General features: G+C 69.9%; 22 protein-coding genes. 13 read left to right on the top strand and 9 right to left on the bottom strand.

What is annotated here, in order from left to right; genetic code table 11:
• The first annotated feature begins 77 nt into the window (after positions 1-77).
• Both ACIBCM_RS04030 and ACIBCM_RS04025 read left to right on the top strand, forming a co-directional pair.
• The gene (locus ACIBCM_RS04030) at positions 78-716 is read left to right on the top strand and encodes a nuclear transport factor 2 family protein (protein ID WP_399239930.1); all 639 of its coding nucleotides are present in this window, start codon (positions 78-80) and stop codon (positions 714-716) included.
• Positions 717-850: 134 nt separating this feature from the next.
• Positions 851-1,450, top strand: a complete 600-nt coding sequence (locus ACIBCM_RS04025; RefSeq protein ID WP_399239928.1) for a short chain dehydrogenase — start codon at positions 851-853, stop codon at positions 1,448-1,450.
• A gap of 293 nt (positions 1,451-1,743) precedes the next feature.
• Here ACIBCM_RS04025 and ACIBCM_RS04020 read toward each other — a convergent pair whose 3' ends face one another.
• Both ACIBCM_RS04020 and ACIBCM_RS04015 read right to left on the bottom strand, forming a co-directional pair.
• Entirely contained in the window at positions 1,744-1,980 is a 237-nt protein-coding gene (locus ACIBCM_RS04020) for a DUF397 domain-containing protein (RefSeq protein WP_389268830.1), read from the bottom strand.
• On the bottom strand, positions 1,981-2,841 hold the full coding sequence (locus ACIBCM_RS04015) for a helix-turn-helix domain-containing protein (RefSeq protein ID WP_399239926.1): 861 nt from the start codon (positions 2,839-2,841) through the stop codon (positions 1,981-1,983).
• A gap of 125 nt (positions 2,842-2,966) precedes the next feature.
• On the opposite strand from ACIBCM_RS04015, the gene ACIBCM_RS04010 reads away from it, so the two are divergent.
• From ACIBCM_RS04010 to ACIBCM_RS03995, 4 genes are all read left to right on the top strand, one after another.
• Positions 2,967-3,458: an ATP-binding protein gene (locus tag ACIBCM_RS04010; protein WP_399239924.1), complete on the top strand. Its 492-nt coding sequence runs from the start codon at positions 2,967-2,969 to the stop codon at positions 3,456-3,458.
• Entirely contained in the window at positions 3,452-3,862 is a 411-nt protein-coding gene (locus ACIBCM_RS04005) for a hypothetical protein (protein WP_399239922.1), read from the top strand. Before ACIBCM_RS04010 ends, ACIBCM_RS04005 begins: the two co-directional genes overlap by 7 nt.
• A gap of 72 nt (positions 3,863-3,934) precedes the next feature.
• Complete coding sequence (locus ACIBCM_RS04000) at positions 3,935-4,228, top strand: hypothetical protein (RefSeq protein ID WP_399239920.1); 294 nt, start codon at positions 3,935-3,937, stop codon at positions 4,226-4,228.
• A 703-nt stretch (positions 4,229-4,931) separates the two neighbouring features.
• Positions 4,932-5,297: a hypothetical protein gene (locus tag ACIBCM_RS03995; RefSeq protein WP_399239918.1), complete on the top strand. Its 366-nt coding sequence runs from the start codon at positions 4,932-4,934 to the stop codon at positions 5,295-5,297.
• A 174-nt stretch (positions 5,298-5,471) separates the two neighbouring features.
• Here ACIBCM_RS03995 and ACIBCM_RS03990 read toward each other — a convergent pair whose 3' ends face one another.
• Positions 5,472-6,539, bottom strand: a complete 1,068-nt coding sequence (locus tag ACIBCM_RS03990) for a helix-turn-helix domain-containing protein (protein ID WP_399239916.1) — start codon at positions 6,537-6,539, stop codon at positions 5,472-5,474.
• Between the two features lie 237 nt (positions 6,540-6,776).
• On the opposite strand from ACIBCM_RS03990, the gene ACIBCM_RS03985 reads away from it, so the two are divergent.
• The 3 genes from ACIBCM_RS03985 to ACIBCM_RS03975 all read left to right on the top strand — a co-directional run bounded on the left by ACIBCM_RS03985 (position 6,777) and on the right by ACIBCM_RS03975 (position 9,369).
• A complete protein-coding gene (locus ACIBCM_RS03985) occupies positions 6,777-7,463 on the top strand; it encodes a helix-turn-helix domain-containing protein (RefSeq protein ID WP_399239914.1) in 687 nt (228 codons plus the stop codon).
• A gap of 103 nt (positions 7,464-7,566) precedes the next feature.
• On the top strand, positions 7,567-8,097 hold the full coding sequence (locus tag ACIBCM_RS03980; protein ID WP_399240785.1) for a toxin-antitoxin system, toxin component: 531 nt from the start codon (positions 7,567-7,569) through the stop codon (positions 8,095-8,097).
• Between the two features lie 21 nt (positions 8,098-8,118).
• Positions 8,119-9,369 carry an ROK family protein gene (locus ACIBCM_RS03975; protein ID WP_399239912.1) on the top strand — a complete coding sequence of 417 codons (1,251 nt, stop codon included), beginning with the start codon at positions 8,119-8,121 and terminating at the stop codon, positions 9,367-9,369.
• 394 nt (positions 9,370-9,763) lie between these two features.
• Here the strand turns inward: ACIBCM_RS03975 and xylA are convergent, their stop codons facing one another.
• Positions 9,764-10,933, bottom strand: coding sequence for a xylose isomerase (gene xylA, locus ACIBCM_RS03970; protein ID WP_399239910.1), 1,170 nt, complete (start codon positions 10,931-10,933; stop codon positions 9,764-9,766).
• Between the two features lie 188 nt (positions 10,934-11,121).
• On the opposite strand from xylA, the gene xylB reads away from it, so the two are divergent.
• The 3 genes from xylB (at position 11,122) to ACIBCM_RS03955 (ending at position 14,798) form a co-directional block, all read left to right on the top strand.
• Positions 11,122-12,594 (top strand): xylulokinase, encoded by a 1,473-nt coding sequence (gene xylB / locus ACIBCM_RS03965; protein ID WP_399239908.1) that lies wholly within the window; start codon positions 11,122-11,124, stop codon positions 12,592-12,594.
• A gap of 414 nt (positions 12,595-13,008) precedes the next feature.
• A complete protein-coding gene (locus ACIBCM_RS03960) occupies positions 13,009-13,479 on the top strand; it encodes a cation:proton antiporter regulatory subunit (protein ID WP_399239906.1) in 471 nt (156 codons plus the stop codon).
• A 2-nt stretch (positions 13,480-13,481) separates the two neighbouring features.
• On the top strand, positions 13,482-14,798 hold the full coding sequence (locus ACIBCM_RS03955; protein WP_399239904.1) for a cation:proton antiporter: 1,317 nt from the start codon (positions 13,482-13,484) through the stop codon (positions 14,796-14,798).
• A gap of 254 nt (positions 14,799-15,052) precedes the next feature.
• On the opposite strand, the gene ACIBCM_RS03950 is transcribed toward ACIBCM_RS03955, so the two are convergent.
• Both ACIBCM_RS03950 and ACIBCM_RS03945 read right to left on the bottom strand, forming a co-directional pair.
• Complete coding sequence (locus tag ACIBCM_RS03950; RefSeq protein ID WP_399239902.1) at positions 15,053-16,459, bottom strand: glycoside-pentoside-hexuronide (GPH):cation symporter; 1,407 nt, start codon at positions 16,457-16,459, stop codon at positions 15,053-15,055.
• Positions 16,456-18,075 carry an alpha-amylase family glycosyl hydrolase gene (locus tag ACIBCM_RS03945; RefSeq protein ID WP_399239900.1) on the bottom strand — a complete coding sequence of 540 codons (1,620 nt, stop codon included), beginning with the start codon at positions 18,073-18,075 and terminating at the stop codon, positions 16,456-16,458. Before ACIBCM_RS03945 ends, ACIBCM_RS03950 begins: the two co-directional genes overlap by 4 nt.
• Positions 18,076-18,263: 188 nt before the next feature.
• On the opposite strand from ACIBCM_RS03945, the gene ACIBCM_RS03940 reads away from it, so the two are divergent.
• On the top strand, positions 18,264-18,890 hold the full coding sequence (locus tag ACIBCM_RS03940) for a TetR/AcrR family transcriptional regulator (protein WP_399239898.1): 627 nt from the start codon (positions 18,264-18,266) through the stop codon (positions 18,888-18,890).
• Positions 18,891-19,149: 259 nt separating this feature from the next.
• Here ACIBCM_RS03940 and ACIBCM_RS03935 read toward each other — a convergent pair whose 3' ends face one another.
• The 3 genes from ACIBCM_RS03935 to kdpA are packed head-to-tail and all read right to left on the bottom strand — an operon-like array spanning position 19,150 to position 23,623.
• Positions 19,150-19,827 carry a potassium-transporting ATPase subunit C gene (locus tag ACIBCM_RS03935; protein WP_399239896.1) on the bottom strand — a complete coding sequence of 226 codons (678 nt, stop codon included), beginning with the start codon at positions 19,825-19,827 and terminating at the stop codon, positions 19,150-19,152.
• Positions 19,828-19,832: 5 nt separating this feature from the next.
• The gene (gene kdpB, locus ACIBCM_RS03930) at positions 19,833-21,938 is read right to left on the bottom strand and encodes a potassium-transporting ATPase subunit KdpB (RefSeq protein ID WP_399239894.1); all 2,106 of its coding nucleotides are present in this window, start codon (positions 21,936-21,938) and stop codon (positions 19,833-19,835) included.
• Positions 21,935-23,623 carry a potassium-transporting ATPase subunit KdpA gene (kdpA, locus tag ACIBCM_RS03925; RefSeq protein WP_399239891.1) on the bottom strand — a complete coding sequence of 563 codons (1,689 nt, stop codon included), beginning with the start codon at positions 23,621-23,623 and terminating at the stop codon, positions 21,935-21,937. The genes kdpB and kdpA overlap by 4 nt, the downstream gene beginning before the upstream one ends.
• Positions 23,624-23,627: the final 4 nt, after the last annotated feature.

The raw sequence follows: 23,627 nt of genomic DNA, 5'->3' as shown, positions 1-23,627 counted from the left end.
GACGGTCCAGCCGGCCCGGCCGCAGTCTTGAATCACCGCCGGGACAGCCCGGGAGACAGCGAACAAGGAGCCCTACGATGACCGTTCAGTCCCTCTCCACCACCGCCGCCACCACTGCCACCGCCACCACCACCGGTTCCACTGCCACTGCCACCACCACCGGTTCCACTGCCACTGCCACCGCCACCGATTCCACTGCCTCCGCCGATTCCTTGAGTTCTTCCCACACATCCGCCGCGACCGTGGAGAGCACGGCCACCGGCACCGTGACCGGAACCGCCCCGGCCACGCGGGCCGGATCCAAGACGGAGGCCGTCGAGCGGTTCTTCGCCGCCTACGCCGCCCAGGACCTCGACGGGATGAGGGAGGTCCTCGCCCCCGGTATCGAATGGACGATTCCCGGACACCACCCGCTGTCGGGCACCAAGCACGGTCTCGGCGAGGTGCTGAGCTTCTTCTCCCAGCTCGGCAGGGCCGGTTTCCAGGCCGATCCGCTCTTCCTCGACAGCAACGACGAGTACGTGGTCGACATCCACCGCGGCTGGACGACGGCCGGCGTGGGCAGGGTCGACACAATGTGGGCCCTGGTGTGGCACTTCGACGCCGACGGAAAGATCGACCGGGTGTTCAACCTCAGTGGCGACCAGCACCAGATGGACACCTACGTCTGGGCGAACTTCCCGCTGGCCCCGCTCCCCGAGCGCCTCGCCGTGTGACCACCGGCCCGACCACGGACGATTCCGGGGGCTGACACTTCCCGGGCTCCCCCGACTCCCCCGACTCCCCGATGAAGACCACCCGCCCCGCAGCGACAGCTTGCGCAGGGACCACAGCAGAGGAAGAGCACACCATGAGGACTCTTGTGATCGGATCGACCGGAATCATCGGCAGCGCCGTCGCGGCGGCGCTGGAGGACGGAGGCCATGAGGTCGTCCGGGCCTCACGCAGCGACGGTATCCGGGTCGACATGGAGAAGCCCGGCACCATCGACACGCTGTTCGCCACGGTCGGTGAGGTGGACGCGGTCATCGCGGTCGCCGCGAGCGGCCGGCTGGCCCCGCTGCTGACCGCCACGGACGAGGAACTGTTCCAGGGGATCGAGGGCAAGCTGCTCGGTCAGGTGCGGCTGGTACGCAAGGCCGTCGGGTATGTACGGGACGGCGGCTCCATCATCCTCACCAGCGGAAACTTCACGGAGCCCACACCGGGTGCATCGTTCGGTGTGCTGACCAATGCCGGTCTCGACGCCTTCGTACGCAACGCCGCGATCGAGCTGCCCCGGGGAGTGCGCCTGAACGCGGTCAGTCCCGGCTGGGTCAGGGAGACGCTGGTCAAGCTCGGTATGGACGGTGACGGGGGCACACCCGCGAGCGTCGTGGCCCGCGCGTATGTCGAGCTGGCGACGGGGAACGCCACCGGGCGGACGGTCTTCCCCACGGCCCTCGTGTGACACAGGGTGGCGGGCTCCTGAGGCTCCTCGGGTCGGGGGGTTGCGGGGCACCCCCGAGTGGGGCACCCCCGAGTGCCGACGGCCCGGGGGTCCGGAAACGACAACGGCGTGCGGGTGGCTTGGGCCCGCACGCCGTGTTTTCTGTTGGGTCCCGTATCGGGAGGTCGAGCGGCCGGTGGGTAACGGACCGACGGACGGACTGGGGGCTGAGGCATCGATGGAAATCACAACCAAGAGCAGGTCGAAGCAGCCGGGGCGACCGGATCGAGGGGACCGGCGAACGGCTCGGGCGCTCAGGTGAGCAGGAAGTCCGCCTTACCCGACTTGGCGCCCTGGATGAACGCGGCGATCTCCCCCGGGGTGTAGATCAGAGCGGGCCCGTCCGGATCGGCCGACTGGCGCACGGCCACCCGGCCGTCGGCGAGCTTCATGGTCTCGAAGCAGTTGCCGCCGTTTCCACCGCTCCACGGCTTGTGCCAGCCCACATCGCCCAGCTCGGTGGCCGGCATGCCGTTGTATATGTGGTCCATTCACAGCTCCTTGCGGAGATCTTTGAGGATCTCCTTCGTGCGTTGTGCAGTCGCGGCCTGAGCCGCCATGCGGTCCAGGACCTCCAGATGCGAGGCGACCTCGGGACGTGCGTCGAGGTAGACGGCGCCGCTGAGGTACTCGCTGTAGACCATGTCCGGGAGCTCGGGGACTGCGAACCGGAACAGCACGAACGGTCCATAGGTACCGGGGTGATGTCCGGACGCGAACTCCGCGATCTGCAAGGTGACATGGGGCAGCTGGGCGCCTTCGAGCAGCCGGTCGATCTGGGCTCGCATGACGCCTGGACCGCCGACGGGTCTGCGGAAGACCGTCTCGTCCATGATCACCCACAGCTTGGGTGCGTCGGGTTTTTCGAGAAGGGACTGCCGCCGCATCCGCAGCGCCACATGGCGCTCTATGTCCTCGGGATCGGTCTGCCCGACGGCACCGCTGAGCATGATCGCCCGCGCGTACTCCTCCGTCTGCAGCAGACCGGGCACGAAGTGCGGCTCGTAGGCACGGATGAGGCTCGCCGCACCTTCCAGGCTGACATACATGCTGAACCAGCCCGGCAGGACGTCGTGGAACCGCTGCCACCAGCCCGGCTTGTTCGCCTCTTCCGCAAGCTCGATGAAGCCGCGGGCCTCCTCCTCACTGATTCCGTACGCCTCCAGCAGGAGCTGGACGTAAGGAATCTTCAGCGCGACCTCGGCGGTCTCCATCCGGCGAATGGTGCCCGCGGCCACGCGAAGAACCTTGGCGGCTTCCTCGCGCTTGAGCCCGGCACGCTCCCGCAGATCCTGCAAGCGCTTGCCGAGGACGACCTGCCCCACGGTGGGGGCGGACCGCGGTTCACTCACTTCGAGACCTCCCCACGTGCTGATGCGAGCAGTGTGCCACGCACTCAGTGTCGCTGAATATGCCCACTCTGAAAATTTCACAGTGGGCCTTGCCAAGTTGTCCATTCCAGCGCGACAGTGGTCGAGTGAACCACGACACGCGCCACGCCCCACTCTTGGATCCGTGCTCGGAGGCCGACCACCACCGGTACGGCTTCGAGCTGCCGGCGCGCGTCGAATATGTGTCCCGGGCACGCAAACTCACCCGTGACCGTCTGCGATGCTGGGGAATCGGAGGAGATGTCCACGACACGGCGCTACTGGTCATGTCCGAGCTGGTCACCAACGCGGTCGTGCACAGTGGCAGCCACCAGGTCGTCTGCGAGCTGCTCAACGGCGTCGAACATCTGCGAATAAGCGTGCGGGACCAGGGCTGCGCGCCCACGGGCCCGCATGTATGCCACTCCGTGGCCGCGGAGGAACGAGGACGCGGGCTGCTGCTGGTGGAAGCCGTCTCCAGCTCCTGGGGAGCGCATGCCACCCAGCACGGCACCGGCCGGATCGTCTGGGCGGAGCTCCGGCACACGGCGATTCCGTACGGGGTGGACTTTCCCCGGGGAATCGAGGGACCGTGCTGAAGCATCTGGCGACGCGCCTGAGAGGTGGTCGCCACAGCGGCAGAAGCGGACTCGTCCACCTCGACCTGCCCTCCACGATCGTGCCCACCCTGGGCTGCGACGCGGTGGGCGTACCCGCGCGGTACGGCTTCCGGCTGCTGGGCCGGCTGCCGCGCAACGGCTGTGTCTTCGCCGACACCGACTGGTGGTGGTGGATCGTGCCGTCCGGATCCGACCAGGACCTGATGTGGCCACTGCCGTCCCACTACGCCGAAGGAGCGTATGTACCCGCCGTGAACCCCCGGCTGATCCGCTGGCCGGACGACGACAGCCCCTACACACCACCCATCCCTCTCTATCTGAACGCGTGCCAGCTGACCGGGACCGCTCCCCTGTGGACGGTCGGGGTCGGCGGACATGCGTAAGTCCGGCGAATGAAGACGGTGGATCTCGCTCCCGACCACCCCGGCAGGGGCCCGGCGGATAGGCTTCCGTGCATGTCGGAAGCCAATTCGAGCCCGGAACGGCAGGGGCTCACACCACGCCAGGCACGCCATGTCCGGATAGCTCTCTCCGCGGTGATCATGATCGCGGTGGGGCTGACACTCGTCCTTCGGCTCGGCAGTACTCACTCGGTCCTCACCATGGGCTTCTACGGCATCGCGCTGATCTTCTCGGGCAGCGCGCTGGTGCTCAGCAAGCAGGGGCGTACAAGAGTGGCGACCGTGGTCCTCGGCGCCGGCGTCGCTCTGGCGGTCGCCGCGGAGTGGGCCGTGGCAGCGCTGCGCTGAGCGGCGGCGCGACGGAGGCCGGGGAGAGCCGGGCGGCACCAGGGGGAAGCAGGGGGGCACAGAGCACACGGGGGAAATGGGGATGGGGGAAAGGTCCAGGTCCCCGCTCGGGGAAGGCGGGGACCTGGACCGCGCAGAGACGGCGCGGAAGGGCGCCCGGCGGAGGGCATCGCGGTGCCCCGGCCGGGCGCTCTCGTCCGTCCGCGACCGGAGCGACCGTCGGTGCCCACGGGCCGCGTACGGTGCCCGCGATCGCGGCCCCGGGCCGTACGCCCGGGGGGATGCCATTCCGTCCGCGGACGGTGCCCGGGAGCTGGGTGTGGTCACCGCCGGGCGGTGGAGCCTGTTGTGACATCCCGTCATCGTCGTGGCATGCGCGGCGATATGACAAGGGCGACGCGGAACCGTGGCCGGGTCCGCCACTGCCCCGAAGTCGTCGTACGGGCGCGGGATTCGGTACTGAAGCCGCGGCGGACTGCCCGAGGGCGCTGAATGGAACGTTCACTACAGTGAGCACACACCCTCCGGCGCGCGGTCCTGCCCCATGTCCTGCGGGTCGGCCGGACCGCGGCGATGTCCGCCTCCGCGACATCGCGGTACCGGCCCGGCTCCCGACCGGCCCGGAGCACCTGGCCGTGTCCGGGCGCCCGTCCGGCGGCGGACGGGCCGGAAGCGGCCGGAGGGCCGACCATAGACTCCCGGTATGGCAGAGGCACGATCAACCGGGCCGGCACCTCGGCAGCCGGCCGAGTTCCGGAATATGTACGACTGGCTGGAGGAGGTGAGGCTGCGCCCCGGGATGTGGGTCCGCCGCAGCTCACTACAGCATCTGAGTTCGATGCTGATCGGGTACCGGGTCGCCCTGGAGGCATGCGGAAGCACGGAGAAGTCCGACTTCGAACACTTCGGCGCCTTCTCCGAGTGGCTGTGGCCGAGGCTGGACATGAAGTACGGCAGTGCGCTCGGATGGGCCGTCGAGATCGAACGGGCCGCCGAGACGGCCGGAAGGCCCCCCATGGAGATGTTCTTCGAACTGCTCGACGAGTTCCGCGCACAGCACGACCGGTGACGGGGGTCTTCCGTCCGGTTCGGGCCGGGTGAGGGAGCGGGGTCGGGCACTCATTCCGCGGGGCACTCCCGGGCTCCGCCGACGCACCGCGCGCCCGCTGCCCGGTGTCCGCCGGCGCGGTGCACACGCCCGGGCATCCGGGCCAGCCGTCGAGCCCGCCGGCCTTCCACCGGATCAGCCGCTGGAGACCGCCCGCAGATGGGACTTCCCCCGGCGGGCGTCCGGGGTCATTCCCCCGCGCTCCCGCAGCACCAGAGTCATCCGGGTGTACCCCCGGTCCTGGAGCGTCGCCGGCGTCTCGTCGACGATCCGGCACTCGGAGTGCCCCCACCGGGGATCCGGGTGGTGCAGCGGCCGTACGGCCCCGTCGTGGTGGACGGCCGCCGCCCCGGTGGCCCGCATCCAGTGCGGCAGTCCGCACCGGTAGGCGGCGTCCATGATCGGATCGTCCGCGATGTCCTGACGAATGGCCTGAAGCACACCATCGTCCCCGTAGCACTCCAGTGCCGATTCCAGCTGTGCGAGCAGCGGCAGACACCAGCTCGTCTCCCGGTCGCCGAGCACCGCTCCCGCGTCGGGGTGGAAGAGCACGAACCGCAGGAAGTTCTGGTCCGGCATGGCGGTCGGATGGTGCCCCACGCCCCCGAACAGCGCCTGGAAGGCCGGGTTGACGTGCGTCACGTCCCAGCGGCGGTCGAAGAGCACGGACGGCAGCGGTACGGCGTCCATCATCGAGGCGTAGTCGTGCAGATAGGCCAGGGTCCCGGGGTCACGGGGAGGCACCGGATCCGGTGACCCGGGTGACGGCTCGGCGGGCACGACCTGCGTGGGCAGCGGCAGATACCGGCGCGCGGGCCCCACGGGAAAGGCCGGTCCGGACGGGCGCGCCGGCCCCAGCGACCCGGCCCCGGGCTGCTGGACTTCGGTCGAGTACGGCAACTCCCGGTCCACGGCCAGCCTGAACAGCCAGCCGCCCTGTTGATCGCTCATCTCCAACGCCTTGACCAGCGCGAACAGCTTGTCCTCGGTCCACTCATGGGCGGGAGTACGCTCCCAGCTCCCATAGGCCCGGGTGCTGATCTCCAGCCGGGCGGCCACATCGGCCACACTCAGCCCGAGCTCCTCCCGGCGGTCCCGGACCATGTCGGTGAACCGCCTCGACCGGAGTGTGCCGCGGCCCGTACCCGCGTGCCCCCGGCGCCCGTGGACACCAGGACGGTCGGTACCGGTCTCCTGTGTCATCGAGAACGCCACCCTTCTCGAAGTCCCGCTGCGGCGGCGCCTTTTGATCTTCACCCCGCCCGGTGATCCTGCTCCCGATCGAGAGGCGGTGTCAACTATCGTGGCATTCCACGCCGCAGAGCGCTCAGAACGGGCCACAGCTGTGGCAAGACCTGGTTGCACGGCCCCGGAACAGTTAATCTCCGGGCAGCCAATTGTGTGCGGAGAGCCCTCTCGCGTGATCTAGGAGACCTACTGGTGACAGACGGCTTCTCGGTTCCGGGCGCGGCGGCCGCAGGGTCCCTGGCGGCGTCGATCGCCCGTGTCACCGAAATCGCGGGCAGACTCGGACTGAGCCCCGGCGAGGTCTTCGACGCCCATCAGCTCTCGGAGGCGTCGGGTGTGCCCGCCGATGTGGTCGTCGCTCTGCTCGACGGCCGCCCGGCCGGTGAACCCGACCTCCAGGCACGCTTCCTCCAGCGCTTCGGCCTGCTGCGGCGGACCCGCCTCAAGCCCAACGGCCGCAGGTACACCCAGCAGGAGATCGCGGACGGCGCCGGGATGTCCCGCCAGCAGGCGGGCGCCCTCATCCACGGGGACCGCCGCCCCACCATGGAGCACTGCGACGCGATCCAGCGCTTCTTCCGGGTGCACGCGGGCTTTCTCACCGCCGCCGACCCGGACGCGCTCAGCACCGCGCTCCAGCAGACCGAGCAGCGGCTCCTCCAGGACTACGCGGGCGAGGGCGATCCGCTGGAGCGGCTGCTCCAGGACCACGGCGTACGGGGCATCGCCTGGCGCGCCGCCCAGTTGCCGACCGACAAACACCGGGACAAGGTCACCGAATGGCTCGACCTCCTCCTGGAGACTGTCAAACCGGCTCCCAAACCGGCAGAATCAGCCAACCCGGCGGAATCGGACGGACCGAAGCAGACGGAAACATGACTTCAGAACCGACCTGATTCCACGACAGGATTCCGGGACAGGCCGGTGCCGTGCACGGGTGGCCTCTGACGGGGAGAGGAGAACGGTGAGCATTGGCAAAGAGATGCGCCGGCTCTGCGGCGAGCTGGTAGCCGGGATCGACCTGCCCGCGCCGGCGGAGCCCGCCGATCTCTACACGGCCCTGTGCGGCGCCATGAGCAGGCGCCGGGGCAGGCCCGTCCGCTACCGCACGGCCACCTTCCCCCCCGGTACGGCGAGCGGGCTCTGGCTCGACATGACCGACCAGGACCTCATCGTCATCGAGGAACGCACCGCGCCCGACCATCAGCTGGTGATCCTCGGGCACGAGCTGTGGCACATGAAGGCCGGGCACTGCACCCATCACGTCGAGGGCGCGGCGGTCGCGGCCCGGCTGCTCTCCGACGAGGCCGACCTCCAGGACACCGTCCTCAGGGTCGCCGCGCGGACCCGCTTCGACCAGACCGAGGAGAACGAGGCGGAGAGCTTCGGTCTGCTCCTCGGCAGCAAGTGCCGCTCCTGGCTCGCCGGTTCGGCCGGGCGCGGCCCGCGGCGGCACGACGGGCTCGCCGGACGCATCGAGGCGTCCCTGGGATACCGCGGGCCTCAGGGCTGATACGTGGAGCCACCCGCACGTGTGAGGCTGACCGGTCCCGTGGGCAGGGACCCGCTGGAGCCCAAGGCCGGCCGGGACACCGTGCGCCGTCACAATCTGAGCCTGGTGCTGCGGGCCGTCCGGGACGCGGGCGAGATCACCCGCGCCGGGGTCTCGGCCCGGGTGGGGCTGACCCGCGCGGCGATATCCTCGCTGGTCGAGCAGTTGCTGGAGAACGGCTTCCTCTCCGAGTCGGGCAAGACCTTCAGCGGTCAGGCGGGACGCCCGGGAACCGTGCTCAAGGTCGCCCGTACCGGGGTCGCCGGCATCGGGATCGAGATCAACGTCGACTATGTGTCGGTGTGCGTGGTGGATCTCGCGGGCACCGACCGGGTCCGTCTGGTCGAGCACCTGGACAACCGGGGCGCCTCCCCCGCGCGGGTGCTGGCGAGGGCCGCGCGGATCGCCTCACGGGCCCTGGCGTCCGCCGTGGAGCAGGACCTGCGCCCGGTGGGCTCCGCGCTCGCCCTGCCCGGCCTGGTGACCGCCGGAACCGTACGGTCCGCGCCCAACCTCGGCTGGGTCCGGGTCCCGGCGGAGGAACTCTTCGCAGAAGCCCTCGCCGGTATGCGGCCCCGGCTGCCCGTGCTGCCGGTCCGCTCGGAGAACGAGGCGAATCTGGCGGCGCTGGCGGAACTGTGGTTCGGCGGCCTCGGAGACGTACGCACCTTTCTGTATCTCACCGGTGAGATCGGGGTCGGCGGCGCGCTGGTGCTGGGCGGGGAACTGCTGCGCGGGGCGCACGGTTTCGCCGGGGAGATCGGCCATGTCGTCGTGGCGCCCGACGGACCGGAGTGCCGGTGCGGTTCACGGGGCTGTCTGGAGCAGTACGCGGGGCAGTCCGCGCTGCTGCGGGCGGCGGGCCTGGACGAGTCGGACGGTTCGACGGCGGTGGCCGAGCTGGTGCACCGGGCCCGGGCCTCCGACGACCGGGCGCTGTCGGCGCTGGCGCGGGCGGGGCTGATGCTGGGGCGGGTCCTGTCCGGCGCGGTCAATCTCTTCGACCCGGACGCGGTGGTGCTCGGCGGGATCTACCGTCCGCTGGTGCCCTGGCTGGCCCCTCCGGCGGCGAGGGAGCTCTCGGCGCGGGTGGTCTCGGGGCTGTGGCAGCCGACGGCGGCGCGGCTGCGGGCGTCCTCGCCGGCGACGGACGCGGCGAGGGGGGCGGCGGCGCTGGTCGTCCAGGACGTACTGACGGACCCCCTCGCGTTCAGCACCCGCGCGGCGGGCTGAGCCCCGCACGCCCGGTCCGCCACGGCTCGGCGCGCGCCGGGCCCTCCGTGACCCGGCATCGGCTGGACCACTCCGGGGGCGGCGTGTGCGCCGGGCGTTTCCAGGGGTCGCGGCGTACGCCGGGTGTTTCCAGGGGCTCTGTGTGGGTCGGCAGGTGAGCCGAGGGCGGCCACCGACGGCCGGGGGAACGTGCCGGGCACCCGGCAACCGGGGTGGCCGGAGGCCCGCACACCGGACGGCGGGCCGGAGAACGAGCACCCCCGCCCGGGCGAGGGCAGGGGTGCTCGGGTGGAGCGGCGGAGGCCCGGACGGGCCGGGGTCAAGCAGGCCCGGACGGACCCGGGGCCCGGGCGGGCCGGGCTCGGGCGCGGCCCAGGGGCAGGGCCCGGGCGGGTCAGGCCGTGGCGAGCAGATGGTCGAGGGCCAGTTGGTCCAGGGCCTCGAACGCCATACCGCGCTCCGCCGCACCCTCCACGTCGAAGTCCTCGAACGCCGAGCGGTCCGCCAGCAGCCCCGCGACCCCGTCCGCCGCCGTCGGCCGGGCCAGCTCGTCCAGGCGCGCCGCCCGCAGGGCCTCCTGGACCCTCGGATCCGCGCGGAACGCGGCCGCGCGCTCCCGCAGGATCAGATAGTTCCGCATACAGCCGGCCGCCGACGCCCACACACCGTCCGCGCCCTCCGTCCTCGGGGGCTTGAAGTCGAAGTGCCTGGGCCCCTCGTAGCCCGCCGACTCCAGCAGGTCGACCAGCCAGAACGCGGAGCGCAGATCGCCCGCGCCGAAGCGGAGGTCCTGGTCGTACTTGATGCCGTTCTGGCCGTTGAGGTCGATGTGGAACAGCTTGCCCGCCCACAGCGCCTGGGCGATCGAGTGGGTGAAGTTCAGCCCGGCCATCTGCTCGTGGCCGACCTCCGGGTTGACCCCGAACAGCTCGGGCCGTTCGAGGCGCTCGATGAAGGCGAGGGCGTGGCCGACCGTCGGCAGCAGGATGTCGCCGCGCGGCTCGTTGGGCTTGGGCTCGATGGCGAAACGGAGGTCGTAGCCCTGCTCGGTGACGTACTCCCCGAGCAGGTCGAACGCCTCCTTCATCCGGTCGAGTGCCGGCCGTACGTCCTTCGCCGCGCCGGACTCGGCGCCTTCCCGTCCGCCCCAGGCGACATAGGTGTGCGCGCCGAGTGCGGCCGCGAGATCGATGTTGCGGATGGTCTTGCGGAGCGCGTACCGCCGTACGTCCCGGTCGTTCGCGGTGAAGCCGCCGTCCTTGAAGACGGGGTGGGTGAAGAGATTGGTGGTGGCCATGGGCACGACGAGCCCGGTCGCGTCCAGCGCCTGCCGGAAGCGCTTGACGTGGCTGTCGCGCTCGGCCTCGGACGCGCCGAAGGGGATCAGATCGTCGTCGTGGAAGGTCACCCCGTACGCGCCCAGTCCGGCGAGCCGCCGCACCGTCTCGGCCGGGTCCAGCGGCGGCCGGGTCGCGTCCCCGAAGGGGTCCCTGCCCTGCCAGCCGACCGTCCACAGACCGAAGCTGAACTTGTCGCCGGGGGTGGGGGTGAAGCGTTCCGTCATGGCTCTGACCACCTTCGATCCACTGTCTGACAGACTGTTTGTTTTCTTCGCTTACTAATCATGCACATCGCACGGGTGTTACAGAAGCCCCTCAACACCTGTTCCCCACCACCAGGTTGGCGTAATTTGTTTCACCTGTGGCCAAATATGGCCCCAAAGAGAGAAGCAGGGACGGAGAGGTGGAGGCAATGCCGACGCAGGCTGTCGTCATCGGCGTGGACAGCTCGACCCAGTCCGCCAAGGCGGCGTTCATCGAGGTGGCCACCGGCCGGGTCCTCGCCGTGGGCCGGGCCGCGCACGAGGTCAGCGGCGCGGGGGGCGCTCGGGAGAGCGACCCCGAGGCGTGGTGGGGCGCCCTGCGGGAGGCCGTCGCCTACGGACTCAAGGAGTCCGGTGTGCCGGCGTCGTCGGTGACGGGCATCGCCGTGGCCGGACAGCAGCACGGGCTGGTCGTCCTGGACGGCTCGGGGTCCCCGGTGCGTCCCGCGATGCTCTGGAACGACACCAGGTCCGCACCGCAGGCCGCCGCGCTCACCGGGGAACTCGGCGGTCCCGGGGCGTGGACGGGGCGCACCGGATCGGTGCCGGTGGCGTCCCTGACCGCCACCAAGTGGCGGTGGCTGCGCGAGCACGAACCCCGCGCGGCCGAGGCGGCGGCGGCCGTACGGCTGCCCCACGACTTTCTCACCGAGCGGCTCGCGGGGGTCGCCGTCACCGATCCCGGCGACGCGTCCGGCACCGGCTGGTACTCCACGAAGACCGGGGCGTACGACCCGGAGCTGCTGGACCTCATCGGGCTGGACGCCGGTCTGCTGCCCACGGTGGCCCCCACCGGGGGCACCCGGGCCGGCTCGCTGACGGCCGCCGCGGCGGACGCGCTCGGCCTGCCCGCGGGCATCGCCGTTGCCGCGGGCACGGGCGACAACATGGCAGCGGCGGTGGGGCTGGGGCTCGGGGGCGGGGGCCTGCTCGACCATCCGGTGCTCAGCCTCGGCACCTCGGGCACGGTGTTCGCGGCGACCCGCGCCCGGCCCGTGTCGCCCGCGCTCTCCGGCTTCGCGGCCGCTGACGGTACGTATCTGCCGCTGGCCTGCACCCTGAACTGCACGCTCGCCGTGGACAGGATCGCCGCGCTGCTGGGGCTGAGCCGGGACACGGCGGAGGCGGGCGGGGAGGTCGTCCTGCTGCCGTATCTCGACGGCGAGCGGACCCCCGACCTGCCGGAGGCGTCCGGTTCCCTCATCGGTCTGCGGCATACGACCAGCCGTCAGCAGATCCTCGGAGCGGCGTACGAGGGAGCCGTGGTGACGGTCCTGCGCGCGCTGGACGAGGTGCTGCGGGCGTGCGGCCTCGACCCCGCCGGCCCGGAGGTGTCCGCGCGTCCGCTGCGGCTGGTCGGGGGCGGGGCCCGGGGGCGCCACTGGGTGGAGACCGTCCGCCGGCTCTCGGGCCGGCCCCTGCTCATTCCCCCGACCGCCGAACCGGTCGCCGTCGGCGCCGCCGCGCTGGCCGCGGGCGCGTCGACCGGGAACGATCCGGTGGAGCTGGCACGGGCGTGGCAGTCGGCGGTGGGCGGCACGGTGGAGCTGCCGCCGGTGGAACGGGACACGGCGACCTGGTCCCGGGTCTCGGCGGCCATCGACCGCGCGGCCTCGGGCTGAGCCCCCGGGCCGTACCGGAGCCCGGGCTCGGGCTCCGGTGGGGGCTCCAGGCCCGCGCGCCCCGGGCTTCGGACCGGGTTACGGCGCCGGGTTACGGCGCCCGGCTACGGCGCCCGGTTACGCCCCCTGGGCGCGGGCTCGTCCGGGGTCCGGCACCGGGCCCGCCCCGGAGGCCGCCGGGCGAGCACCGGCCCCGGGACGGATGGCCTCCGCAGGGCGCGCCGCGGGTCGAACGGGCGGGGCCCCGGCGGTGCTCAGGACCGGCAGGGGGCGTCCCGGGGCGCCGGGACGCACGGGACGAATCGGACCGGACGCCGGGGCACGCGATCCGGTCCGTAAAATGTGTTCGTCCACCACCCACCACCCGCTCACCCGCCCGGGGTGAGGGGACGACCCACGCCTCGGGAGGCGAGCATGGGCACCCGTCGCACCTCATTGCCGGGAGTCGGGACGCAGTACGACTTCACCACCGAGGCAGGGCGTCATATCTCCGTCGTCGTGCACCACGACGGCCGGCGGTTCCTCGGCTTCTACGCGTCGGACGACCCCGACGCGTGCCAGCTCTCGGTCCCGCTGTCCTCGGCGGAGGCCACCGCGCTGGCCCATCTCATCGATCCCGCGCCGATCGACGCCGTACGGACGGACGGCATCGATCTGGTGACGGAGCACATCCAGATGGGGTCGAGGTCCCCGTACCTCGGGCGGCTGCTCGCCGAGACGCAGGCGCGGACGAGGACCGGCGCGTCCATCGTGGCCGTGCTGCGGCGTACGAGCGCGCATCCGTCGCCCGGGCCGGACTTCCGCTTCGCGCTCGGCGACACCCTGGTCGCCGTGGGCACCCGTGAGGGCGTGGACGCGCTCGCCGAGATCATCGCGGAAGGCTGATCGTGCACAACACCACCGCACTGCTGATCGAACTCGGGGCGATCATCCTGGGGCTCGGTCTGATAGGCCGGTGCGCCGGTTGGTTCGGCCTCTCCCCCATCCCCCTGTACCTCCTCGCGGGCCTGGCGTTCGGGCACGGCGGGCTGTTCTCGTTCAGCGCGAGCGAGGACTTCGTGGCCGTCGGCGCGGAGATCGGGGTCATCCTGCTGCTGCTTCTGCTGGGCCTTGAGTACAGCGCCTCCGAACTGGTCGGCAGCCTCAAGACGCAGTACCCGTCCGGCGCGGTCGACTTCGCGCTCAACGCGCTGCCGGGCGCGGCGGCGGCGCTCCTGCTGGGGTGGGGGCCGGTCGCGGCGGTCGCACTGGCCGGTGTGACCTGGATCTCCTCGTCCGGTGTCATCGCGAAGGTGCTGACGGACCTGGGACGGCTGGGCAACCGGGAGACCCCGGTGATCCTGGGCATCCTGGTCATGGAGGACCTGGCGATGGCGGTATATCTGCCGCTGCTCACCGCGCTGCTGGCCGGTGTGGGACTCGCCGGCGGCAGTGTCACCCTGCTGATCGCGCTGGGCGCGGTCGGCATCGTGCTGTATCTCGCGCTCCGGCACGGCCGGGTGATCAGCCGTGCGGTGTCCTCGGACAATCCGGAGATGCTGCTGCTGGTGGTGCTCGGGCTGACCCTGCTGGTGGCGGGTATCGCCCAGGAGCTCCAGGTCTCCGCCGCCGTGGGCGCCTTCCTGGTCGGTATCGCGCTGTCCGGGGAGGTCGCCGAGGGCGCCCGGCAGATCCTCACCCCGCTGCGGGATCTGTTCGCGGCGGTGTTCTTCGTCTTCTTCGGGCTGTCGACGGACCCCACGGCGATCCCGCCGGTCCTGCTGCCCGCGCTGGTGCTCGCGCTCGTCACGGCCGGCACCAAGATCCTCACCGGCTGGTACGCGGCCAAGCGCGCGGGCATCGGCGCCCCCGGCCGGCTGCGGGCGGGCGGTGCGCTGGTCGCCCGGGGAGAGTTCTCGATCGTCATCGCGGGGCTGGCCGTCAGCGCGGAGCCGCGGATCGGTCCGATCGCCACGGCGTACGTCCTGATCCTGGTGATCCTCGGCCCGCTGGCCGCCCGCTACACGGAACCCCTCGCCGCCCGGGTCCGTGCCACTCGGAAGGGCGCGCCCCCGGCGGAGTGCCGCGACGAGACGGTGCCGCCGCAGGTCGTGCTCGACAAGACACATACGGGGGACGAGACGGTGCCCGAAGGGGCCCGTACGACGGACGGAACGGTCCCGCCGTCGATCGTGACCGACGGGGCCCGTACGACGACCGACTGACCGGGATCCCCGCTCAGGGGACCCGTGGCCCCGGCATGACGCCTTCCGGCTGCGTCACGGCAACCGACAACTCCCCCGTGTTCCCGCGAGCCCCGTGCTCGTCACGGGGAAGCCCCGGGCCGTGTGCCCGGCGGCGGTGCCCCGGGGCCGACGGCGCCACCCTCGGCCCGGATCGGCCCCAGCCGCTCAGCTCGTACCCGCACGGGAACAGAGCCGGCATTCCGGCCGCGGCACGGAGCGGCCGACCGGGCCCGCTACCGCGGTGGGGTTTCCGGCCTGGACCGAAGGTCGGTGACGATCTGGTCGAACTGCTCTCCGTCGAGCCGGTAGTTCCTCATCACCGCGATGACCGCCAGCGTTGCCACGATGGGGACCACGGTGATCAGCAGGAGAACGCCGAACTCGGCACCGGTGGTCTGCGTGGTGTTGGCCACGAATCCGGCGATCGACAGGACCAGACCGGTGATGATTCCGCTGGCCGCCGAGCCGAGCTTCTCCACGCCGATAAATGCGGCGTAGACGATTCCCTCGGCCCGGTGGCCCGATTTCCACTCTCCGTACTCGACGGTGTCGGGGACCACACCCCAGATGATGGACCGGGTCATCCCGAAGCCCGCGCTGGCGAGGCTGCCCAGGATGAACACCCAGACGATCTGACGGTGGAGCAAGAACAGACCGGCAAGCCCGATGATGGTGACCACTTGCGCGGTGATGGTGGCCGAGCGCTTTCCCGTCCTGCGCACCAGGGAGGGAACGCCGACCATCGCGGCGAACATGACGAGAGTGCTGACCAGTTGGAAGAGCGGGAACATACCGTCGCGATCGAGGTTGTACTTGAAGAAGTAGACCATCGCGCTGAGATGGATCCCGGCCGCCAGGGTGGAGGCGAAGTTGTAGGTCAGCACCCGGTACAGCGGACGGTTGGCGGACAGCGTCCTCAGTTGGGCACGCAGCGAGGGCCCCGGGCCGGAAGCGGCGCCGTCCGGGGATCGCTCGCCGATTCCCTTGGTGCCGGCGAAGACGATGACGAGGGTGAGGACGGCGACCAGCGCGTAGGCGCCCATGACCACGGGGAATCCGACCTTCTCCGATCCGAATTGGCGGACGAAGAGCAGGGTGCCCGCGTTGACCGTGAGAATCGCCACGGTGCCGGCGAGTTCGCGGTAGCCGCTGATGGCGCTTCGCTGGTAGTAGTCGCCCGTCAGGGCGGGCAGCATGGACGCGTAGGCGATGTTGACGACGGCGTAGGCGATACTGAACAGGCTGTAGATGACGGTGGCGTACAGCAGTTTCATGCCGTCGCCCAGGCCCGGTGCGGTGAAGCAGAGGACGGCCAGGGCTCCCAGCGGGAGCGGGCCGAAGAGGAGATAGGGGCGGAACTTGCCCCACCGGCTGCGGGTGCGGTCGACGGCGACACCGATGGCCGGGTCGGTGATCAGGTCGACGATCCGCGCGATGAGCAGGACGCTGCCCGCGGCGGCGGCGGTGAGGCCGAAGACATCGGTGTAGAAGTAGAGGAGGTACACGGCGACGCTCTGGTAGAGCAGGTTCATCCCGACGTTGCCGGTGATGTACGACAGCCGCTGGTTACGCGGGACGGCCCGCGGTGGTGCCTGCGAGGGCGTGGCGGCGGCGCCTGTGTCCGCGACCTGCGGGCTCATGGAGTGTGCTCCGGAGCGGCAGCGAGGCCGGTGCCCGCGCGTCCGGTGTACTGCACCACGGCTTCCCACGGCCCGATTGTGGTGAGCCCATGCGGTATGTCCCGGATCTTCCGGCTCGACAGTACGGGTTCGCCGCTCAGTGACAGAGGCTGGGGCTCGTCGGAGAAGTTCGCGACGACGGTCAAGGGGCCGCTCGTGTAGGCCCACCGGGTGTCCGAGACCGTGAGCACACAGTACTCGGCCACGGATCCGGCGAAGGCCTCCCGGCGCAGCGCTATGAGGGACCGGATCAGCGTGAGAGGCGAAAGCCGGTCCTCGCGCTGGTCGGCGACGTTGATCCGGTCGTCGTCGGGCAGCGGCAGCCACGGAGTTCCCGTGCTGAAGCCCGCGTGGTCCGTGCGGTCCCAGCGCATGGGCGCCCGTGCGTTGTCCCGGGGCCACTGGCCGTTCTTGCCACCGGCGGTGAGCGGATCACGCTGCCGGTCCGGGGGAATGTCGCTGTCGATCATGCCGAGTTCGTCACCGTAGTAGAGAACGAACGTACCTGGCAGGGTGGCCAGTACGGTCTGGGCCATGCGTGCCTTCCGGCTGTCACCGCCGGCCCATCGGGTGGCGAGGCGGGGCAGATCGTGGTTGGACCCCGCCCAGACCGGACTGGCACCGGCGGGGAACAGGGACAGCGAGTCGGAGACGATACGGGCCAGGGCGGGCGCCTCGAACGGAGCGAAGATGAGGGGGAAGTTGAAGGCGAGCTGCAGTTCGTCGTTGTCCCCGTAGTAGGGGGCGAGTTCGTCGACCCGGGCCACCCATGTCTCGCCCAGCAGGAGAGGCGTCTCCGGCCGCTTCTCGGCACGCCGACGCCAGTTGCGATAGACCTCGTGGACCTCGGGCTGGTTGAAGTTGTGGAGGTGCTGGAGTCCGTACCGGCCCTGAACTTCAGTGCCGTAGATATAGGCTCCCTCGTGCCGTGGATTGTCGCGCAGTTGCGCGTCCTTGTAGAGGCCGTTGGCCACGTCGATCCGGAAACCGGAGATTCCCCTGTCGAACCAGAAATCCATGACGGCTTCGAATTCCGCATGAACTGCCGGGTTCCACCAATTCAGGTCCGGCTGTTCCGGGAGAAAGTTGTGGAAGAAGTACTCGCCGGATTTCTCGTCCCAGGTCCACGCGGGATCGCCGGTGTCGTCGACCCAGTTGTTGGGCAAAGAGCCGTCGGCCTTCGGCGGGGCCCAGACGTAGTAGTCGCGGTACGCGGACGTCACCGAGGAACGTGCTTCCACGAACCAGGGGTGGTCACTGCTCGTGTGGTTCGCGACGAGATCCAGCATGACGCGGATACCGCGGTCCCGGGCCTTTGAGATGAGCTTGTCCATGGCCTCAAGGGTTCCCAGTTCGGGGTGCACGCCCAGATAGTCACTGACGTCGTAACCCCAGTCGTGGTTCGGCGACGGCATGGTCGGGGACAGCCACAGGCCGTCGATCCCGAGCCATCGCAGATAGTCGAGCCGATCGGTCAGGCCCTGAATGTCACCGTAGCCGTCCCCGTCGCTGTCCTGGAAGGACCGGACGTAGGCGTGATAGAGCGTACCGCCATGCCACCAAGGAGATGTGTTCACGAAGGTCCCTGTCGTGTTCGGCGTCCTCGTGGACGCGCATCAGCAAACAACCCACGAAAACGAATAAGGATTCGTTTGGCTGGTAGCATGACCACGAGTGGTGAGACTGTCAAAGCTTCAAACGAACAGTATTCGTTAAACGGCCCCGATCTCCGGATACGCAAAGGGACGGGGATTGAGGATCCCCGATGGCACGTCCCAGCAAGGCCATACTCTCCCCGGAGATCATCGCTGCCGCGGCACTTGAGATGACCAGCGAGACGGGCGACTTCACCGTTCCGGAACTGGCGAAGCGGCTCAACGTCCGGCCCTCGTCGCTGTACAACCACGTCAGCGGGCGGGCCGGGATCATCGAACTCATCCGCCGACAACTTCACGAAGCGATGGCGGTCCGGGTCGACGTGAACGCCGACTGGCCCGACGTCATCCGACTCGTCGCCTCGGCCCACCGCGCTTCCATGGCCAAGCACCCCTGGCTGATCCCGCTGCTGGCGACGTCACCGGCGGATCTGGATACCTCGATCACCACCGTCGAGAACGTCGCGACGGTCCTGTCCAAGGCGGGCTTCACCGACAGGGACGTTCTGATGACGATCGCCATGATCGACATCATCACGATCGGCGGGAGCCTGGACCTTGTGTCCCCGCAGGACATCTATCCGGCTGAGGTCCTCGCGCAGACGACGACCCTGGCCCGTATCACCCGGAGTCTGCCCTCCGACGCGCCCCGGGCCGACGCCGTGTTCGAGTTCACCGTCGAACTCGTCATCGAGGCGCTCAAGGCCCGGCTGGACCCGTCCCGGCCGCCCGGGTGACGGCTGCACCGCTCGACGGCCCGTGGACGGGCGAGCGCAGTCGGGTTGAAGCCGTACGTTGTGAGGGCCGCATGTGAGCCTCGCGCTGTCGCTGATCAGGCTGCCCGGCGGATGACCTGCTCAGCTCAGCAGGAAGTGCCCCTGACCAGCAGGAAAGAGGATCGTCGAGAGATCCTCGTTCCCGCTGAAACCAGGGGCACTTCCAGGTGAGCAGCCCAGGGGGCGGCGCTGTCCCCGTGCGTGTCCGGACTCCGCGGAGCTATCGGCCCTTCGCCAGTTCCTTGAGCGCGATGTTGAGTTCGAGGACATTGACCCGGGGCTCACCGATGAAGCCCAGGATCCGGTCGCTGGTGTGGTCCTCGACCAGACCGCGGACCGCCTCGACGGGGAGCTTGTTCCTCTCGGCGACCCTGCGGACCTGGAGTTCCGCGTACTCGGGTGAGATGTCGGGGTCCAGGCCCGATCCCGAGGAGGTGACCGCGTCCGGGGGCACGTCCGAGGGCCGGGGTGTGTAGCCGGCCGCCTTGTTGTCCTCGACGACGGCCTTCTTCGCCGAGGTCACCCACTCGATCAGCTCCTTGTTGTTCCCGGCCCGGTTGGTCGCGCCGGAGAGGATCAGGGAGTACTGGGTGTTGACGCTGTTGCTGCCGAGGCCGTTGGACGGACGGGGCTGGAACCACCGCAGATCGGGCCGGGGTGCCTCGTCGGGGTCGTCGGGGTTCTTCTTCGGGAGCAGATAGGTCTGGCCGATGAGGGAGGAGCCCACCACCTTGCCGTCGGACGTGATCTCGGAGCCGTTGGCCTTGTCGTTGAAGAGGGCCTGGGCGACCCCGGTCACGGCGAGCGGGTAGATGACGCCGCAGACGATGGTCAGGACGAGAACGGCCCGCAGGCCCGCCGCGATAAGCCGTCCCGTGTTGCGTACGGAGGTGTTCATGGTCGTCACCCGATGCCAGGGATGGAGGAGATGATCAGGTCGAGGAGTTTGATGCCGATGAAGGGGGCGATCAGACCGCCCAAGCCGTAGATCCCGAGGTTGCGGCGGAGCATCCGGTCCGCGCTGGTGGGCCGGTAGCGCACACCCCGCAGGGCCAGCGGTACCAGGGCGACGATGATCAGCGCGTTGAAGACGACCGCGGAGAGGATCGCCGACTCGGGCGAGGACAGCCGCATGATGTTCAGCGTGTCCAGGCCCGGGTAGGCCGCCGCGAACATCGCCGGGATGATCGCGAAGTACTTGGCGACGTCGTTGGCGATGGAGAAGGTGGTCAGCGCGCCCCGGGTGATGAGGAGCTGCTTGCCGATCTCGACGATCTCGATCAGCTTGGTGGGGTTGGAGTCGAGGTCGACCATGTTCCCGGCCTCCTTGGCGGCCGAGGTACCGGTGTTCATGGCGACACCGACGTCGGCCTGGGCCAGCGCCGGGGCGTCGTTCGTCCCGTCGCCGGTCATCGCGACCAGCTTCCCGCCCGCCTGCTCCCGCTTGATGAGGGCCATCTTGTCCTCGGGGGTGGCCTCGGCGAGGAAGTCGTCGACTCCGGCCTCCTCGGCGATGGCCCGCGCGGTCAGCGGGTTGTCACCGGTGATCATGACGGTCTTGATGCCCATCCGGCGCAGTTCCTCGAACCGGTCCCGCATACCGTCCTTGACGACGTCCTTGAGGTGGACGACCCCGAGGACCCGGGCTCCCCCGTCGTCCTCGACCGCGACGAGCAGCGGAGTGCCGCCCGCCTGCGAGATCTCGTCGGTGACCCGGTCGCAGTCGTCCTGTACGGTGCCGCCCCGCTCCCTGACCCAGGCGGTGACGGAGGACGTCGCGCCCTTGCGGATGCTGCGGCCGTCGACGTCGACGCCGGACATCCGGGTCTGGGCCGTGAACGCGATCCACTCGGCCTGCTCCAGCTCGCCCCGGTGGCGTTCGCGCAGCCCGTACTTCTCCTTGGCGAGCACGACGACCGAGCGGCCCTCGGGGGTCTCGTCGGCGAGTGAGGAGAGCTGGGCGGCGTCGGCCAGTTCGGCCGCGGTGCAGCCGCCGACGGGGACGAACTCGGCCGCCTGGCGGTTACCGAGGGTGATCGTGCCGGTCTTGTCCAGCAGGAGGGTCGACACATCGCCCGCCGCCTCGACGGCCCGGCCGGACATGGCGAGCACATTGCGCTGGACGAGCCGGTCCATGCCCGCGATACCGATCGCCGACAGCAGGGCGCCGATGGTCGTCGGGATCAGACAGACCAGCAGGGCCGTCAGCACGATCAGCGAGGTCTCGTCGTCGGCGCCCGCGTAGATCGCGAACGGCTTGAGCGTGACCACGGCCAGCAGGAAGACGATCGTCAGCGAGGCGAGCAGGATGTTGAGCGCGATCTCGTTGGGCGTCTTCTGCCGCGCCGCGCCCTCCACGAGGGCGATCATCCGGTCGATGAAGGTCTCTCCGGGCTTGGTGGTGATCTTGACGACGATCCGGTCGGAGAGCACCTTCGTACCGCCGGTGACCGCGCTGCGGTCGCCGCCGGACTCCCTGATGACGGGCGCGGACTCTCCGGTGATGGCCGACTCGTCGACGGAGGCGACCCCCTCCACGACATCGCCGTCACCGGGGATGATGTCGCCGGCCTCGCAGACCACCTGATCGCCGATGCGCAGATCCGTTCCCGGGATCCGCTCCTCCTGTCGGCCGGTCAGCCGGCGTGCGACCGTGTCGGTCTTGGCCTTGCGCAGGGTGTCGGCCTGGGCCTTGCCCCGCCCCTCCGCCACGGCCTCCGCCAGATTGGCGAAGACCGTGGTCAGCCAGAGCCAGGCGGTGATCGCCCAGCCGAACCAGTCGCCCGGCTCGGTGGCCGCCAGCACGGTCGTGACGACCGATCCGATGAGCACGACGAACATCACGGGGGACTTGACCATCACCCGCGGGTCGAGCTTTCTCAGCGCGTCGGGGAAGGACTTCACCAGCTGTCTGGGATCGAACAGACCTCCGCCGATCCGCCCGTCCCCGGGCTTGTGACCCGTCGGCACGTCCGAGTGCGGCGCCCGGGTGGGAGTAATCGTGCTCATGACTCGAGCCCTTCGGCGAGCGGACCCAGCGCCAGCGCCGGGAAGTAGGTGAGTCCGGTGATGATGAGGATGGTGCCGACCAGCAGGCCCGTGAACAGCGGCTTCTCGGTCCGCAGGGTTCCGGCGGTGGCGGGGATCGGCTTCTGCTCGGCCAATGAGCCCGCGAGCGCGAGCACGAAGACCATCGGGAGGAAGCGGCCCAGCAGCATCGCCAGTCCGATCGTGGTGTTGTACCACTGGGTGTCGGCGTTCAGGCCGGCGAAGGCCGAGCCGTTGTTGTTGGCGCCCGAGGTGTAGGCGTACAGGACCTCGGAGAAGCCGTGCGCCCCCGATCCGCCCACCGCGTTCGCGGCGGTGTTGGTGATGGAGTCGGGCGGAGTGGGCAGGGCGATCGCCAGGGCGGTGAAGCACAGCACCAGCGCCGGGGTGACGAGGATGTAGCAGGCCGCCAGCTTGATCTCACGGGTGCCGATCTTCTTCCCGAGGTACTCGGGCGTACGGCCGACCATCAGGCCCGCGATGAAGACGGCGATGATCGCCATGATCAGCATTCCGTAGAGCCCGGAGCCCACACCACCGGGTGCGATCTCGCCCAGCTGCATGCCGAGCATCGCGATACCGCCGCCGTAGCCGGTGAAGGAGGAGAGGAAGCTGTTGACGGCTCCGGTGGAGGTGAGGGTGGTGGCCACGGCGAAGATCGACGAGCCGCCGACACCGAACCGGGTCTCCTTGCCCTCCGTCGCGCCGCCCGCGATGTCGAACGCCGGGCCGGGGTGGGCGAACTCGGTCCACATCATCAGCGTGGTGAAGGCGATCCAGATGAACACCATCGTGCCGAGGATCGCGTACCCCTGCTTCACACTGCCGACCATGCGGCCGAAGGTGCGGGTGATCGACAGCGGGATGACCAGGATCAGGAAGATCTCCAGCAGATTCGAGAGCCCGTTGGGGTTCTCGAAGGGGTGGGCGGAGTTGGCGTTGAAGTAGCCGCCGCCGTTGGTGCCCAGCTCCTTGATGGCTTCCTGGGAGGCGACCGCGCCGCCGTTCCACTCCTGGCTGCCGCCCATGAACTGGCCGACCGGGTGAATTCCCGCGAAGTTCTGGATGGCGCCGCAGGCGACGAGCAGGATCGCGCCGATGACGGCTATCGGGAGCAGGATGCGTACGGTTCCGCGGACCAGGTCGGCCCAGAAGTTGCCCAGCTGACCGGTACGGGAGCGGGCGAAGCCCCGGACGAGCGCGACGGCCACCGCGATCCCGACGGCCGCGGAGACGAAGTTCTGCACCGCGAGGCCGCCGGTCTGCACCACATGGCCCATGGCCTGCTCGCCGTAGTACGACTGCCAGTTGGTGTTGGAGACGAAGGACGCGGCCGTGTTGAACGCCTGGTCCGGGTCGATCGACTGGAAACCGAGGGAGCCGGGCAGCGAGCCCTGCACACGCTGGAGCAGATACAGGAACAGCACACCGGCCGCGGAGAACGCCAGCACACCGCGGAGATAGGCGGGCCAGCGCATGTCCGTGTTCGGGTTGGCGCCGATGGCCTTGTAGATCCACCGCTCCACCCGCAGATGTCTGTCGGAGGAGTAGACCCGGGCCATGTAGTCGCCCAGCGGGCGGTGGACCAGGGCGAGCGCCACCATCAGCGCCAGCAGCTGGAGCACACCGGCAAGTACGGGACTCATATCC

This window comes from Streptomyces sp. NPDC051018 (assembly GCF_044456085.1).
Lineage (GTDB): Bacteria > Actinomycetota > Actinomycetes > Streptomycetales > Streptomycetaceae > Streptomyces.
This window is presented reverse-complemented; position numbering and strand designations above follow the sequence as displayed.

Bases quoted from the DNA above. Each gene is read 5' to 3' on its own strand.
- ACIBCM_RS04030 (WP_399239930.1), top strand. From the start codon at position 78: ATGACCGTTCAGTCCCTCTCCACCACCGCCGCCACCACTGCCACCGCC.
- ACIBCM_RS04025 (WP_399239928.1), top strand. From the start codon at position 851: ATGAGGACTCTTGTGATCGGATCGACCGGAATCATCGGCAGCGCCGTC.
- ACIBCM_RS04020 (WP_389268830.1), bottom strand. From the start codon at position 1,980: ATGGACCACATATACAACGGCATGCCGGCCACCGAGCTGGGCGATGTG.
- ACIBCM_RS04000 (WP_399239920.1), top strand. From the start codon at position 3,935: ATGTCGGAAGCCAATTCGAGCCCGGAACGGCAGGGGCTCACACCACGC.
- ACIBCM_RS03995 (WP_399239918.1), top strand. From the start codon at position 4,932: ATGGCAGAGGCACGATCAACCGGGCCGGCACCTCGGCAGCCGGCCGAG.
- ACIBCM_RS03990 (WP_399239916.1), bottom strand. From the start codon at position 6,539: ATGACACAGGAGACCGGTACCGACCGTCCTGGTGTCCACGGGCGCCGG.
- ACIBCM_RS03980 (WP_399240785.1), top strand. From the start codon at position 7,567: ATGCGCCGGCTCTGCGGCGAGCTGGTAGCCGGGATCGACCTGCCCGCG.
- xylA (WP_399239910.1), bottom strand. From the start codon at position 10,933: ATGACGGAACGCTTCACCCCCACCCCCGGCGACAAGTTCAGCTTCGGT.
- xylB (WP_399239908.1), top strand. From the start codon at position 11,122: ATGCCGACGCAGGCTGTCGTCATCGGCGTGGACAGCTCGACCCAGTCC.
- ACIBCM_RS03960 (WP_399239906.1), top strand. From the start codon at position 13,009: ATGGGCACCCGTCGCACCTCATTGCCGGGAGTCGGGACGCAGTACGAC.
- ACIBCM_RS03950 (WP_399239902.1), bottom strand. From the start codon at position 16,459: ATGAGCCCGCAGGTCGCGGACACAGGCGCCGCCGCCACGCCCTCGCAG.
- ACIBCM_RS03940 (WP_399239898.1), top strand. From the start codon at position 18,264: ATGGCACGTCCCAGCAAGGCCATACTCTCCCCGGAGATCATCGCTGCC.
- ACIBCM_RS03935 (WP_399239896.1), bottom strand. From the start codon at position 19,827: ATGAACACCTCCGTACGCAACACGGGACGGCTTATCGCGGCGGGCCTG.
- kdpB (WP_399239894.1), bottom strand. From the start codon at position 21,938: ATGAGCACGATTACTCCCACCCGGGCGCCGCACTCGGACGTGCCGACG.
- kdpA (WP_399239891.1), bottom strand. From the start codon at position 23,623: ATGAGTCCCGTACTTGCCGGTGTGCTCCAGCTGCTGGCGCTGATGGTG.